The organism is Ruegeria sp. O11, assembly GCF_056535285.1.
In genome coordinates, this window is sequence record NZ_JBQERS010000004.1 from 272,197 (window position 1) to 286,437 (window position 14,241).

The window sequence follows — 14,241 nt, forward strand, 5'->3', positions numbered from 1 at the left end:
GGTCGAAACCTTCCTTGGTCGATTCAGTTGATGATGGATTCTGTCACTTCGGTGCCGCGGCGGACCCGGACTATGGTTTTACGCACCGGTTCTTTGATGTCCTGCGCAACAACCGGCTCATCAATCAGAAGATCGTTAAGTCGCGTCATGGTCAGCGTCTTGTCCTCGGTGTCATCAATAGACCGCAAGGTGAGGCTCAGCCGACCGGCACGTTGCGCCAGAGCAAGGCGCTGGACCTGATCCGGGGTAACGGCAACAGTAACCGTACGTGCAACAACGGGTTGGTCGGTCTGTTCGTCAGATTCCTGATCAACACCAATGACCCTGATGTTTTGCAAAATTGTGACGGCGTGCATGTCTCTTTTTTCGCCAGTGGTCATTACTACATCGACCCGATCACCAGGGGTGACAAAGCCCCCTACGGCGGTTTCGGCATCAACCTCAATGGCCATGGCGCGATGATCTGCGCCCAGCGTCTGAACGATGGTGACCTTTTCACCAAAGTCGGAAACCTTGCTGTTCAGGATCAGTTCACCCTGAGCAATTGCGCGACGAGCGCGACGGGTCGGCATGCTGGCCGCCGCAATCAGGTCGTCGTAATCTGTAAAGACGCCCGCGGGTACAGCACCACGGGGCCAGTCAATGGTTGTCAGCGCGCCGGGCTCGATTTCTTCACCGAACGAAATATCGCGCGATGCAACGACCACGCTCACCATCTCGCTCTCGGCCTCGACATTTGCGGACTGAGCGTCAAATTGAATGTAATCCCGAGCGACGTAAACCGATCCTCCGGCTACGACCAGGCCCGTCAATGCAGTGAAAATGGCAGAGAGTCTCATCTGGTGCTCCTTCAGCTATTTCCTGGCGTTTTTCGAATGAACCGATCTGAACGGTTGCACTTTGCCAGCGGATCAAAAAATTTATCCTGGGCGATAAGCACGCGGAGCTGGGTGCACCGCGTGCTTTGTCTTAATTAAGGAATCAGGGTTTCCGCGTTGGTGAACTGACCGTTAACGTCGGCGCCCAAAGCGGTCAGAGTGGCCACTGCAATCGCCGTGACAATGGTCAGGGCGACGCCGTATTCCACGATGGTCGCGCCGCTTTCGTCGCGTGCCATGGTCTTCATCTTTACATAAAGCTTCAACATTTTACTCTCCTAGTTAACTCACTAGTTACTCATGGATGCCGCCCAAATTCGCGGCGTTCTAACCCCCCCATATGGACGGAGCCTTCCACAAGGTTAGGTCCCGCCATCAGGGCGCCGCATCCTCCAAACCACGGAGAAATACACGTCAAGATTGTAAGATTTGGCAGTTTGGCCGGTTCTTTGCCGCAAATTGGCCCGATTCCTTAACGGAATCTGAATGGCCAGATCCGTGATTCTTTCCCAACTGACGGGCCGCGAATTGCGGTGCCCGGCGGCTTTGCTGCACAAATGGACTGAAGGATTCACCTCATGAATCCAGCATGATAGCCGAGAGACACGACCCGTTGGAACCGGACGAAGTACAAGACCGGGAACTGGCCTTCGTACAATACCGCATTGAAAGAACGAGGATCGCTTTCGATCTGGTTTGATCTTGAGATGGATTGGACACCGCCACCTTCAGCCAGGCGCGGCCGTCACCAGAGTTTCAGCGACACCGTGATCCAAGCGTGTCTGACCCTGTTCTGTTCGGGATGCGGCTTAGGCAAACCACAGGCTTCGTGGGCAGTCTCTTGCGGCTGACTGGCTTGTGGACTGAGCCGTGCCTGATTTCAGTGCCCTGTGCCGCCGTAAAAGAACGCTGAACGTGAGCCTTCCGTATCGTGGCGGATGCGGCCCGCTGCATCTGCTGATCGACAGCACCGGCATCAAATCTGAGGGCGAAGGAGAAAGAAATTCCCGCAAGCATGGTAACCCCAAGCGGCACATTTGGCGTAAAATACACGTAGGCATCTACGAGGAAACACTGGAAGTGCACGCCGTTGAAGTTACCACAAGCAACGCCGGACACGCGCCATTACTTCCCGAGTTGCTTGATCAAAACCACTAGATCAGAACATCGGGTCAGTGACCGCAGACGAGGCATACGACGCGCGCAAATGCTACGGCGCGATTGTCGCCCGCAATGCCCACGCCATCATCCCGCCACGCAAGAACTCCAAGCCATGGAACCCCACATCCGCCTGTGCTATTGCCCGAAATGAGGCGGTCACTGCATCTCGATACCCGGGCCGCGCTATCTGGCAACGGTGGAGCGGGTATCACCACTTGCAGAACGGCACTGCTGACGCATTCGAGTGGCGTTGCTATTCGCCATCTGCAATTGGTGGCAGCAAGTCCGCACCATTTCTTAGCGGGTCAACTGGAACCCTCGATGGAGTGTGCCGCGCGCAGCCTATTTATGTAGCGACGTGAGAAACGTCTTTGTCCGGCGAATAAATATCCAAGATGTTCCAATGTCCGGTTGTTGGCGTCGGGTTGTTGATCATCGGGACATCCAAAACCGTTGGCTTGCCACTGGCGATTGCCGCCTCCAATGCGGGCAACAACTCGTCAGCAGCGCTGAGCCTGTGTCCTTCTGCACCATAGGCCCGCGCTATGTCGGCATAGCCCGGCCCGTTTGCGGGCGCTTCGGCTGATCCGGGGAAGGTCGTTCCATAGGTCAGGCCGTAATGCGCTTTTTGCAGTCCTGCGATGGTCCCGAACGCGTTGTTGTTCATCACAAGCCAGATGATGCCCAGATCAAGTTCGACAGCTGTTGCCAGCATTGACGGGTTTTGACCAAACCCACCATCGCCGACCAAGCTAAGCACCACCCGATCAGGTGCCGCCAGTTTCGCACCGATCGCACCCGGAGGTCCAAAACCCATCGTAGCGAACCCGCCCGGTGTTAGGATCGAGCCGGGAGTCAGGATATCGAACTGTTGCCCTACTCCGTTCTTGTTCCATCCAACGTCAGTAGTGATGATCGCATCTTCAGGCAGTGCCTTGCGGGTATCCGCCAGAATACGCTCAGGCATCATCGGAAAGGCAGATGAGGTCGCCATTTCCACGTTACGCGCTTTGAAGTTAGTCCGGAATTCAGCAATTTTCTTTTCAAGCGCTGGGCGTTTGAAACCGCTCGGATACATCTCGCGGGCAACCCGGTTGAGGACGCGCAACGCGGCCTTGGCGTCCGCAACGACACCGATCTCGGTGGGATAGTTCCGGCCGATCTCTTGCGGTTCGATGTCGATGTGAATGACTTTAGATCCGGGAATGTTGAACGTGTAGCCGGGATACCAGCTAGAGCAATCGGCCTCTTTGAACCGGGTACCCACGGCAAAGATATAGTCCGCGTTCAGGCAGGACTGGTTGACCAATTCGGTGCCCCAAAACCCGGTCATGCCTAACACTAGCGGATGGTCGTCCCGCAACGCACCTTTACCCATCAGTGAATGCGCAACGGGCAGCCCCATATGCTCAACGAATGCGCGCAATTCCTCACTGGCTTGTGCCAGAAGGATACCGCCGCCGACATAAGCAACCGGTTTTTCGGCCTGCGCCAGTGCTTCAATGATTTCACGCGCGGTCTCGTCGTCAATCGAGGGCTTCTTGAGCGCGCGCGTGTTGTCGCGGATACGGTCGAAGCTGTCCGAGGGGATCACTTCCGAGAAGATGTCCATCGGCACATTGACCAGCACCGGTCCTGGCTGGCCGCTTTCGGCAAGATGAAACGCCTTTTCCAGTATCTCGGCCATCAAGTCTGCCCGGTCTACCCGCCAGGCGCGTTTGACAAAGGGGCGATAGATCTCCCACTGGGCAGCGTCCGCGTGCAGGTTCACCTCCTGATGCGGATGCTTGCCGTAGTAATGCGTGGGAATGTCACCTGCGATCACGACCATGGGGATACAGTCCAGCGCCGCGTTGGCGACCCCGGTGGCGCAGTTTGTCAAACCTGGGGAGAGGTGAGACAAGACCACCGAGGCCTTGCCCGTCACGCGGGCATATGCATCCGCCGCGTGGCTGGCGATTTGTTCGTGTCGTACTGTAACAAAATCGATGGGACTTTCCGCCAGCGCAGCCAGAACCGCAATGTTCGTGTGTCCGCACAGGCCGAAAACGTGCTTGACCTTACGGCGTTCGAGAAAGTCAACGATATGTTCGGCAACGGTTTTACCTTCCAGTTTCGCTCCGTCCATCACGCGACCTCCTGTCCGTAGAACTCTCCGAACAGGTCCGGTTCCGAGGGGCGATCCTCGGGGATCGGGCGGCTGACCCAGGTGTAGTTCATCATATGTTTCATGGTGACGTTTTCATTGGTGATGTTGCCGCCCCAGATGCCACAGCCTAGGCTGCTGGTCATGGGCATGCCATTGGTCCACGCACCCGCGTTGGCCTTAGACTGAGGCTGTCGCACCATCATTCGGCTGACCGGAGCCAGACGCGCGAGCCGATCGATATGATCGTCATTGTGGCTGTAGATGCCGCAGGAATGGCCCTTGCCCCCGGTGCTATAAATCTGGCGGACCGTTTCTAGCGCGTCATCGAACGTGTCGAAGTGATAAAGCGCCATCAATGTGGTCAGTTTTTCCTTGGAGAACTTGTGCTGCGGTCCGATTTGCCCCTGATTTTCAACCATCAGAAACTTGCGATCTTCGGGGATGCTAAAACCGGCGACCTTGGCCGTTTGTTGCGGCGGGCACGCGATGGTCGGGAACGTGCGGGTTCCCTTTTCATCCCACATGGCCGCTTCGAGCATGACCTTCTCTTCGTCCGAACACAGGTACCCACCCTCGGCTTCAAGCGCTTTGACCATATCGTCGTAAACCGAGCGCTGGATAATGATGTTACCGTCGGCCGAACAACCCGAGCCAAAGTCAGAGGTCTTAGAGATGCGAGTGTTCTGCGCGGCGATGTCCAGATCGGCGGTCTCATCGATGACAATGGACGAATTGCCCGCGCCGACGCCATAGGCCGGACGCCCTGAACTATAGGCCGCTTTAACCATGGGCTTGCCGCCCGTCGCCAGCGTCAGGTCACAAATTTCCATAAGGTGCTGTGTCAACGGGATCGATGGTTTGCGGATAGACTGGAACAGGTCTTCGGGGGCACCGGCGGCGCGGCATGCTGCGCGCATGACCTCGACCATCTCAAAGGTGGTATGGGCGGTTCGCGGGTGCGGGCTAAAGATGACGGCATTCCTGGCGTTCGCGGCGGACACGCCGGTCACCGGTGGTGTCATCGCAGGATTGGTCATCGGGATCAGGGATGCGATGACGCCAGCAGGCTTGGCATATTTCACCAGTCCTTTTTCCTCATCCACCTCGACGATACCGGTCGATGGTGTGCGCAATACATCACGCAGCACCATGTGAATCTTGAACCGCTTTGCCGGACGTCCCGCACGATCTCCGATACCGCTTTCGTCCACGCCTTGCTGGGCCAGGCGGGTGAAGGTTTTCTCGTTCCCCGCATACCACGCGATGGCTTGAGACAGGCGATCCAGCCTGCCCTGATCCCAATCCTCGATCTCGGCCATGGCAGCGCGGGCGCGTGCCAGCATATCGGCCGCCATGTTGCGGTCGTTTTCAGTGAGCTCTTTGCCCATGATAATCCTCTTGGTGTTTTGGAATTGCTGCATCGGGCATACGGCGCTGTGACCGCGCCTCGCCGAATGTTCGCTTGGCGTGGCTGAGACAGCGACGCGCATGTTCTTCATACCCCAACTCGGCAACGCGGCTTTGGTTGGGCAGTTCAATAGAATAATCGACGGGCGGCATCCGTTCGATGATGCCCGTGAAATCAATCCAGCCTTCGCCGGGATAGAGCCGCGCATCGCGGGCCAATTGGATCATGCCCTCGCGCGTATCAGCGATGCCGGGCAGGCAATCAGAGATGTGCAGGAAGTGAAACAGGTCCGAAGGGACGTGCAAAAGCTCCCCGAGATCCACTCGGCTGAGGTGCAGATAGAGCGTGTCGACCAGAATACCACCATTCGGCTGATCAGAGGCGCGGACAATATCCAGCGCCTCATCCAGAGTACGAAGGCGGGAAAAGCTTGGGAACTCAAGGTCCACAGTCAGTCCATAGGGTGCTGCCAGTTCGCAGGTCTCAGAATAGACGTCGATCAGAAAGTCACGATCGTCGCGGGTGTTGGTCCACGCGCTCATGATCATGCGTTTGGCGCCGAGTTCCCCGCCGATTTCCAACGAGCGCTCAAAGCTGCGCGGGTCCACGTCTTCGGTGATGCGCGCAATCTCAACATCAAGGACTTTTAGGCCGGTTGTCGAAAGAGCCGTCTTGGTGGCCTGCACCTGCGCCTTGTCGATCGGGGATTGGGTGAATTCGCCGGGCACATGCATCGGAATGAACCGAGGGCTGACGGCATCGTAACCGGCCCGCGCGGCGATATAGACCAGCTCGGGCGGCGTGCAGCCAATCAGCGTCAGATGCGCCAAGGAATAGAGAGAGGGGCTTGTGCCAGCCTCTTCGGGTTTCACCATGAACGACAGCTCCACGTGTCTGCGAATCTAAAATTCATCACACGTAGTAAAAAATATCTGATGTTTTTAAAAATATCAACTTTTAATACTGGGCAGGAAATGAAAATGCCCGGGCAATAGCCCGGGCGTGCTTAACCTTCGTATTGGCAAAGCTTTAGATAGTGACCCAGTCGCCTCCTGACTGGTGAGAGCGCACAGAGGCATCAATGAATCGAACACCGTCTGCGCCTTGATCGACACTGGGATAAGAGAGCCAATCGGCCGGAACGGTAACGCCATCCCGACGCGCGGCGACGGCCATGGCAAATTCCGTATAGAGATTGGCCCAGGCTTCAATAATCCCTTCGGGGAAGCCGCGCGCGGTACGGATCAGACGTTCTGCGCCGGGGCCGATGCCATGCCCGTGACCTCGGCTGATGATACGATCCGACTCACCGAACCGATTGAATTTCAACTGTTCCGAATTCTCCAGATCCCATTCGAGACCTCCTTCGTTCCCGAATATCCGCAACCGCAACCCACCTCGATTTCCGGGGGCAAGGCGTGTTGCCATCAAGGTTCCGGGGACTTCATTTTGGTAACGGGTGAACATGAACACCGTGTCTTCCAAAGGCTTTGGCGCGCCGCAAACATGAAACTCGGCCCGTAGGTCGGTCAAGGGCAGGCCCGAGACAAAGCTGGCGAGATGCGCGGCATGAGTACCGATATCGCCGACACAGCTGGTCGGGCCAGAAATCTTTGGGTCCAGCCGCCATTTGACATGGGGCGCATCAGCCACATCGTCGGGCGTCATCCAGTCTTGCATGAACTCGACATGGATTTGGTTGATCTTGCCGATACCGCCATCGGCCAAAATCTGTTTCGCCTGTCGGATCACCGGAAAACACGACATCGCATAGCCGACCGCAAAGACCTGCCCCGTGCGCGCAGTGATCTCCTCAAGCCCCTCGGCCTCGGCGACTTCGTTGGTCAGGGGTTTGTCGCACAGTACGTCAATGCCCGCCTCAAGAAACACTTTGGCCGCTTCAAAATGAACGTGGTTCGGGGTAGTGATCATCACGGCATCCACGCCATCCAGGCGCGCCGCCTCGGCCTTTGCCATCTCGTCGAAGGACGCATAGCACCTGTCTGCTGGCAGGAACCACTCAGCCCCGCGCGCCTTGCTGCGCGCAGCGTCGGAACTGAGCGCACCTGCGGCGACCTCCCACCGGTCGGTCATCCGCGCAGCCGTTGCCTGCGTGACAGAGATACGTCCGCCGCCAACAACGCCCAGTCGCAAACGGCGAGACAACCGGGGGAAAGGTCCGTCAAAGTTCAGGTCTTCGGGTAAAAGTCTCTCAGCCATTCTGAATCTCCATGTCCGGGACCCGCGCGCCTTCCGGCAGCATTTCCACCGCCATGAAAATGCTGGGGGTAATCGTCTCGTACTGATGCCAGGGATAGTTGCCTTCAGCGTCATACATCGGTTTGTGCGTCGTGCCGGGGGCCATGAATTCTTCGAGGTAAAGGGTTTCAACGTCCCGTTCGCGGCATTGCTGCATTTTGCCAAAGCCTACGATTTGCGTATGCACTTCGCGAAACCCCGGTACCGGGCAGAACGGATGATCCTTGTGCAATCCGACATTCAGCGGCACCGAGCCGGAATGGTATATGGTCAGCCCAACGTTACCCACAAAGACCTTTGGCGACATGTAGTGGCTGACACCGCGCAGACGCTCCTCTTGGCGAACATCAAAAGCAGATGGCCATGTATCTTTCACCCATGCGAACAACTCGTTGTCATCGGCATGGGCGTCGAAGTCGTGGACAATGACTGCACGTTCCACGCCGCTAAGCGTGCTGTCTTGCACGATCACAGAGGAAAGCGGTGCAACGGTCTGATCCTCGACCGAAAGGTCTCGTCCCCCAAGGTTCAAAACAATTGCACGACCGTCGACAGACATTCTGTCTTCATCGGTGATGTGCTGGACGCGAAAGAATGGCTGGGCGAAGTCGAGTGTCTCAATTGGCATGCGCCAACTCCTTCCTCTCATCGTTCAGGAAATCGACCGCCAGAGGTTCCGGTGCTGCGCAACTGCTTTCTATTGTCTGGTAAGCACCAAATTTCGGAGCCCGTTCAATTGCGTCCATGACCTCAAACACATGGTAGGCAAGCGCTCCACTTGCGCGGGGTTGGCGCCCTTCTTGTGCCGCAAGGGCCAGGTCCAAAAGACCGAGGCCACGGCTGTCTTCGTTAAACCCGTGTTTGTTTTCGACCACCTGCCAGTCTTCGCGACCGGCTGGGCGAGGCTGATGAGACCAGCGCGAGGTCTCCCGCGTTTTCAGCCAGACATCGCCCTGAAAGATATTGGCCCCATGAACCGGGTCAGGGTCAGGGATGCTGATGGTCCCATCTTCACCATAGATCTCGAACCGAGGCGTTTCGCTGTCCCAGACATCAAAACTCATTGTCATTGTCCCGATGGCGCCGGAGGAAAACTGCAGCAGGCTTAGGGAATGCGTGTTGACCTCGACATCCATCCATTCGCCGTTGCGCGGGCCGTTTTCGATCATCCTTTTGTCGAACGTGCGCCGTGCCATTCCGGCGACACGGTCAATTGGTCCAAGACAGCAGATCATCGCGGTCAGATAATATGGCCCAAGGTCCAGCAAAGGCCCACCTCCGGCCATGTAGTAGAAATCCGGGTTGGGATGATGGCGTTCCGTCCCGTGCGTTCCGACATGGGCAAAAACCCCAGTTGGTTTCCCGATAGCACCTTCATCGATCAAGCGCCGAACAGTCTGCCAGCGACCGCCTAGAAACGTGTCGGGCGCGCAACCGACCATTAGCCCCTTTTCAGTGGCCGTATGCAGGATCGCTTTTCCATCCGATCGGTTCATGACCAATGGCTTTTCCGAATAGACGTGCTTGCCCGCCTCCAAAGCGCGCAGGCTGATGTCGGCATGAGCTGCCGGAATAGTCAGGTTCAGAACACAGTCAATTGTCGGATCGTCGAACACCTCATCCGGTGAGCAGGCCTTGACGATGCCATATTGATCCGCCTTGGCGCGGCTTTCTGATGGATCGAGGCTCGCGCAGGCCGCGACCTCGACGTTTGAGAATTTGGATAGTGTTTTTAGATAGATATCACTGATACGACCACAGCCGATAAGGCCGACCCGGAAGGTTTTCGATGTCTCACGTATCATCATTCCTGTCTTCGTAAAGAGGTAAGTAATTCGGGGGCATGGGTCCTTTGTTCCGACCGCCCTGGTTCATCTGCTCCCAAGCGTGGGCAAGTATTCCGACCGAGCGGGACAGGCAGAACAGGCCCCGCGACAGGGGCGCGGGAAAGCCAAGTTCGCAGAAGATCACGGCTGTCGCGCCATCGATATTCATGGCGATGGGTCGACCGCCACGTTGACGGCCGAGTTCGGCCTGAACCTCTTCTCCGATATCGGCAAACCGGCCAGAAACTGTGCCTTCTGTCGCCGCATCACGAACAAGTTGCATCAATCGTGGTGCGCGTGGGTCGACGGGCTTGTGAAAACGGTGGCCAAAGCCCGAGACGATCTTGCCGTACGTCTCGCGCCAGCTGTCCAAGCCGTCCCGAACAGCGTCATTCAGCGAAGCTCCCGCATCCATGCGAACCGCGATATCATAGTACAGCTCGGCGCATTGTTCGCCTGCTCCGCCATGCACATCGCCCAGCATGTTCACCGCAGTCGCCATCGCATTATTTAGACCTACCCCACAAGTGGCCGCCATACGCGCAGCCGCGATTGAGGGGGCCTGTGGACCGTGATCCACGCCTGCGACCAGGGCAGCCTCGAACAGGCGTGCCTGCGCATCGCTGGGCAGATCGCCCCGCACCATCAGCCAGATCATCTGAGGGAAGGAAACGTTCCCGATCAGGTCCTCGATGGGATGGCCACGAAACGCGATCTGGCCGGGCTTCATGTCGATGATGGAGGTGCGCCACCATTGGCGCACAGCTTTTTCATCGCTCGTCATTATGTTTGCACCTCTTTCATCGTCTGGGTTTTGCTTTGCGCGGCAAGGCGAATGGGCGCGTTGCGCGCGCCATAACCAGCATAGCCCATACGGCGTTCAACGATTTCGAAGAAGAAGCCGTTAAATATCGGGCGGCTATATATCTGAAAATACTCGGCACCCGCTGCCCGGTCGTAGAGAATGTTGCCCTCGCGCAGTTGGGCGATCAGATCATCATCCAATCCGAAGGTCGCTTGCAGATCGGCGTAGTAGTTCTCTGGGATCGTCAAGCTGGGAAAGCCGGATTTACGCAGCTGATCCGACGTTTCAAAAATATCGTCCGACTGGAAGGCGATGTGCTGAACACCGGCCCCAAACCCATCTTCAAGGAATGACGCTGCCAGAGTTCTGCGCCCAACGGCCCCGTTCAGGTTCAGGCGCACTTCGCCTTCGGGACTTTCGATAGCCTGGCTTTGCACGACACCGGACGGGTCGGCGACGTTCACGATAGGAGACTTTGCCATCTCAAAAGTTGAAATGTAGTAAAGCAGCCAGCTTTGCATCTCATCATGGCGCATTGTCTGTGCCAGATGGTCGATACGGCGCAGACCAGCAGGCTGGGTCGCCTTGGTTTTCGCAACCGGCTCAAACTCGATGTCCCATACCCGATGCAGATCGGATTTCTCGTCGATGAAATGAACGACATTGCCACCGACACCTCGGATGGCTGGGATATCCAACTCTCCGGTTCCCACCGGCTGAGAGAAATCAGGAGCGCCCAGCGCGGTCGCGCGCTGAACCGTCTGATCCGCGTCTTTGACGCGCAATCCCATGTCACAAACCGAGGGACCATGGCCCAGGAACGCCGAATGGGCAAAACCTTCCTTTTCGGTATTCACAACGATGTTTATCGCGCCCTGCCGCCACAGCTCGACGGACTTGGTGACGTGTTTTCGCTCCATTCGAAAACACATTGCTGACAGCATGTCTGCCAGCTGCGCGCCGCTTGTTTCATCCGCTGTAAATTCGACGAACTCAAAGCCTGACGCATAGACGCGTTCCGGTAGATCCGGGATGCCGAAATCGGTTCCCGGCTCGGTCCGGGATACCTCATCCAGGAGGTTCACCAGCGATCTGTAACAGTCACGCGCCAACGTTTGACCACCGGGTTGGGGCGCTGCCTCGTTGACACGCGCAATGGACCAAGACCCCTTGTACCCTGCACGCGCCAACACCCGAACGAAACCCGCTAGGTTCAGCGACCCAAGCCCCGGCAAGAGCCCGAAATGCCGCTTAAGCCTGCGGATATCCATCTCAAGCCGGGGTGCATCCGACAGTTGCACATGGAACAGGCGCTCTCCGGGAATGTCCCGAAGGCGGGCAGGCTTGGACCCGTCGGCCAGCGAGAAGAAGGAGTTCAAGGCCAACCCCAAATGTGGACTGTCAATCGCCTCGACAATGCGCAGCGCCTGCGTGTCCGAGTGGAAGAGGTCGGACCAGGGCAAGCCCATATAGGCCAGACGTGCCCCCATCGCCTTTGCAATCTCGGTCGCTTCCCCGAGGTCCGTGATCACCTGATCTTCGGTGGCGTCGGCGTCCATCTCAAAAGCTGAACCAATGAGCAGTAGTTCTGTGCCCAACTCACCCATCAGATCGAGTTTGCGTTTCAACCGATCAAAAGCGCGCTGTCGACCGACGCCAGATTGACCTTCAAGGTTATGGAACGGCTGCAGCAGGCAGATTTTCAACCCGAGGTCTGAGGCAATATCCCGGATTTGCGATGGTGACCCGTCAAAGGCAGTCAAATCCGGTTCATGCAGTTCAATCCCATCGAATCCAGCCCCGGCGATGGCATGCAGTTTCTCTGCCAAATCGCCGGGAATGGATGTTGTCGAAACCGACAGGCACATTACCCCTGGTACCCAAACATACGTGGCAGCCACAGAACCAGATCGGGCATCAGCATCATGATTATCAAGGCGAAGATGAGCACCGCCAGGAAGGCCCAGATTTCCGAGATGATCTCACGCAGCGGAATGTCCGTCACGGCGTTGATCACAAAGAGTAGAATTCCGTAGGGCGGTGTGATCAGGCCAATCATCGAGTTTACGACGACCAGTACTCCGAAATGCACCAGATCAATCCCAAGCGCTTCGCAGGTTGGAATGAACAGGGGCACGATCACAAGAATGATCGTCGTCGCATCCAAGACGCAACCCAGCGCGAGGATCAGCAGGTTTACGAGGATCAGGAACACAATTGGGCTAACATCCGAACCCTCCAGCAAGGCCGAGATCGACTGTGGAATCTGCTCTTGAATGACGATGAAGTTCAGAATGAACGCGCCACCGATGACTACCCCAACGGCTGCCGACGAACGGGCACTGTCAACGAAGACCTGATAGAGACCACGGAACGACAGGGCGCGATAGAAGAACGCTGCCAGTAGCAGGGCGTAGAATGCAGCAACGGCGGCGGCCTCAGTCGGTGTGGTGACACCCCCGTAGATACCGTAGAGCAGGATCGCGGGCATCAACAGCGCCGGAAATGCGTTCGCGGTTTTTGCAGGCAATTCGCGCAGTGGGATCGGTTCTTCCAAAGCAAAGTTCCGCTTACCGGCCAGATAGTAGTTCATCGCCATGAGGACGACGCCCATGATCAGGCCCGGCAAAATACCGGCCAAGAACAGCGACCCGATTGAGGCCTTGGAAACGAGCGCATACAAGACCATCGGGATCGAGGGCGGAATGATCGGACCGATGGTGGCCGACGCCGCCGTGATCGCTGCTGCGTAGCCTCGGCTGTAACGGCCATCCTTGGTCATCATCTCAATGATGATCTTGCCGATCCCCGCGGCATCCGCGACTGCCGAGCCGGACATACCCGAAAAGATCAGGGACGCTACCACGTTTACGTGCCCGAGGCCGCCCTTGAAACGCCCGACCGCCGCGACGCAGAAGTTCAGCAGACGGTCCGTGATAGACCCCGCGTTCATGATGTTCGCGGCGACGATGAACAACGGCACGGCAAGCAGGATCGTGCTTTTGTAGAAGCCCTGTAGGATTTTTTCACCCGCCAGCGCGACGTCAAGACCAGCGACACCCAGATACATCAGTGACGCCAAAAGGATGGAATAGCCGATAGGGGTCCCGATGCCTGCCAGAACAAAAAGGGTTAGCAGGCAGGAAAGAAGTTCAAAACTCATTTGCTTGCGTCCTCGTCGTCTTCCACGTCAACGCGAGGGTGATCGTCGACCACGTTGTATCCCACAACCATTTCAAGTTCGGTTTTTGGTGGGCCGTTGCGCATGATGTCAAAGAACAGCCAAGCATACCGCGCAGCAACGACCAGCATGAACACGGCATAGATCGAAAACACGGTGCGCAGCGGTATCTTCTCACCCGAGAAGGGATTGCGAACGGTCGCGGTCTTGCGGATTTTCATCCAGTCGATGTAGTCCCAAGTTGGCAGAAAGCTGTAGAGCATCCCGACCACGATTGCCGCGGCTGCCAACATCGCAAAGACCTGACGGACGCGTCGGGGCACAGACAGATAGATAATGTCGAATTTTACGTGATCCCGCTCGCGCACGATGAAAGCGCAGCTGAAAAAGATTACCCAAACCCAGAGGATGCCGATCAGTTCCAGCGTCCATCCTGCAGGGGTAAAGAAGTACCGCAGCAGGATTTGCAGCAGAAATATCAGGAAGATTGCCGCCAGCATCCCGCCGGCAATCGCTTCGGTCAGTCGGGAGAACCCCTTTATGAAGTCTTTCATTGCGGTTCTCCCTCCCTTGC

The 14,241-nt window shown here is 57.0% G+C and carries 12 protein-coding genes and 1 pseudogene; 1 reads left to right on the forward strand and 12 read right to left on the reverse strand.

The window, feature by feature from the left end; all coding sequences use genetic code 11:
- Positions 1 to 23: 23 nt before the first annotated feature.
- Both cpaB and ACRZ91_RS11440 read right to left on the reverse strand, forming a co-directional pair.
- A complete protein-coding gene (gene cpaB, locus ACRZ91_RS11435; protein WP_170782040.1) occupies positions 24 to 839 on the reverse strand; it encodes a Flp pilus assembly protein CpaB in 816 nt (271 codons plus the stop codon).
- 134 nt (positions 840 to 973) lie between these two features.
- Positions 974 to 1,147 (reverse strand): Flp family type IVb pilin, encoded by a 174-nt coding sequence (locus tag ACRZ91_RS11440; RefSeq protein ID WP_010443521.1) that lies wholly within the window; start codon positions 1,145 to 1,147, stop codon positions 974 to 976.
- Between the two features lie 396 nt (positions 1,148 to 1,543).
- On the opposite strand from ACRZ91_RS11440, the pseudogene ACRZ91_RS11445 reads away from it, so the two are divergent.
- Positions 1,544 to 2,251 (forward strand): annotated as a pseudogene (locus ACRZ91_RS11445) (IS5 family transposase); the annotation flags it as partial.
- A 134-nt stretch (positions 2,252 to 2,385) separates the two neighbouring features.
- Here ACRZ91_RS11445 and ACRZ91_RS11450 read toward each other — a convergent pair.
- The 10 genes from ACRZ91_RS11450 to ACRZ91_RS11495 all read right to left on the reverse strand — a co-directional run bounded on the left by ACRZ91_RS11450 (position 2,386) and on the right by ACRZ91_RS11495 (position 14,221).
- Complete coding sequence (locus ACRZ91_RS11450; RefSeq protein ID WP_480652605.1) at positions 2,386 to 4,167, reverse strand: thiamine pyrophosphate-binding protein; 1,782 nt, start codon at positions 4,165 to 4,167, stop codon at positions 2,386 to 2,388.
- Entirely contained in the window at positions 4,167 to 5,576 is a 1,410-nt protein-coding gene (locus ACRZ91_RS11455; RefSeq protein WP_480905354.1) for an aldehyde dehydrogenase family protein, read from the reverse strand. The genes ACRZ91_RS11450 and ACRZ91_RS11455 overlap by 1 nt, the downstream gene beginning before the upstream one ends.
- Entirely contained in the window at positions 5,557 to 6,471 is a 915-nt protein-coding gene (locus ACRZ91_RS11460; protein WP_480716928.1) for a sugar phosphate isomerase/epimerase family protein, read from the reverse strand. Before ACRZ91_RS11460 ends, ACRZ91_RS11455 begins: the two co-directional genes overlap by 20 nt.
- A 154-nt stretch (positions 6,472 to 6,625) precedes the next feature.
- On the reverse strand, positions 6,626 to 7,816 hold the full coding sequence (locus tag ACRZ91_RS11465) for a Gfo/Idh/MocA family protein (RefSeq protein WP_480905357.1): 1,191 nt from the start codon (positions 7,814 to 7,816) through the stop codon (positions 6,626 to 6,628).
- Positions 7,809 to 8,483 (reverse strand): hypothetical protein, encoded by a 675-nt coding sequence (locus tag ACRZ91_RS11470; RefSeq protein WP_480905360.1) that lies wholly within the window; start codon positions 8,481 to 8,483, stop codon positions 7,809 to 7,811. Before ACRZ91_RS11470 ends, ACRZ91_RS11465 begins: the two co-directional genes overlap by 8 nt.
- Complete coding sequence (locus tag ACRZ91_RS11475; protein WP_480905363.1) at positions 8,473 to 9,660, reverse strand: Gfo/Idh/MocA family protein; 1,188 nt, start codon at positions 9,658 to 9,660, stop codon at positions 8,473 to 8,475. Before ACRZ91_RS11475 ends, ACRZ91_RS11470 begins: the two co-directional genes overlap by 11 nt.
- Complete coding sequence (locus tag ACRZ91_RS11480; protein WP_480905366.1) at positions 9,650 to 10,465, reverse strand: citryl-CoA lyase; 816 nt, start codon at positions 10,463 to 10,465, stop codon at positions 9,650 to 9,652. The genes ACRZ91_RS11475 and ACRZ91_RS11480 overlap by 11 nt, the downstream gene beginning before the upstream one ends.
- A complete protein-coding gene (locus ACRZ91_RS11485) occupies positions 10,465 to 12,315 on the reverse strand; it encodes a bifunctional sugar phosphate isomerase/epimerase/4-hydroxyphenylpyruvate dioxygenase family protein (RefSeq protein ID WP_480905369.1) in 1,851 nt (616 codons plus the stop codon). Before ACRZ91_RS11485 ends, ACRZ91_RS11480 begins: the two co-directional genes overlap by 1 nt.
- Before the next feature lie 38 nt (positions 12,316 to 12,353).
- Positions 12,354 to 13,649, reverse strand: a complete 1,296-nt coding sequence (locus tag ACRZ91_RS11490; RefSeq protein WP_170473842.1) for a TRAP transporter large permease — start codon at positions 13,647 to 13,649, stop codon at positions 12,354 to 12,356.
- A complete protein-coding gene (locus ACRZ91_RS11495; RefSeq protein ID WP_170473839.1) occupies positions 13,646 to 14,221 on the reverse strand; it encodes a TRAP transporter small permease in 576 nt (191 codons plus the stop codon). Before ACRZ91_RS11495 ends, ACRZ91_RS11490 begins: the two co-directional genes overlap by 4 nt.
- Between the last annotated feature and the right edge of the window lie 20 nt (positions 14,222 to 14,241).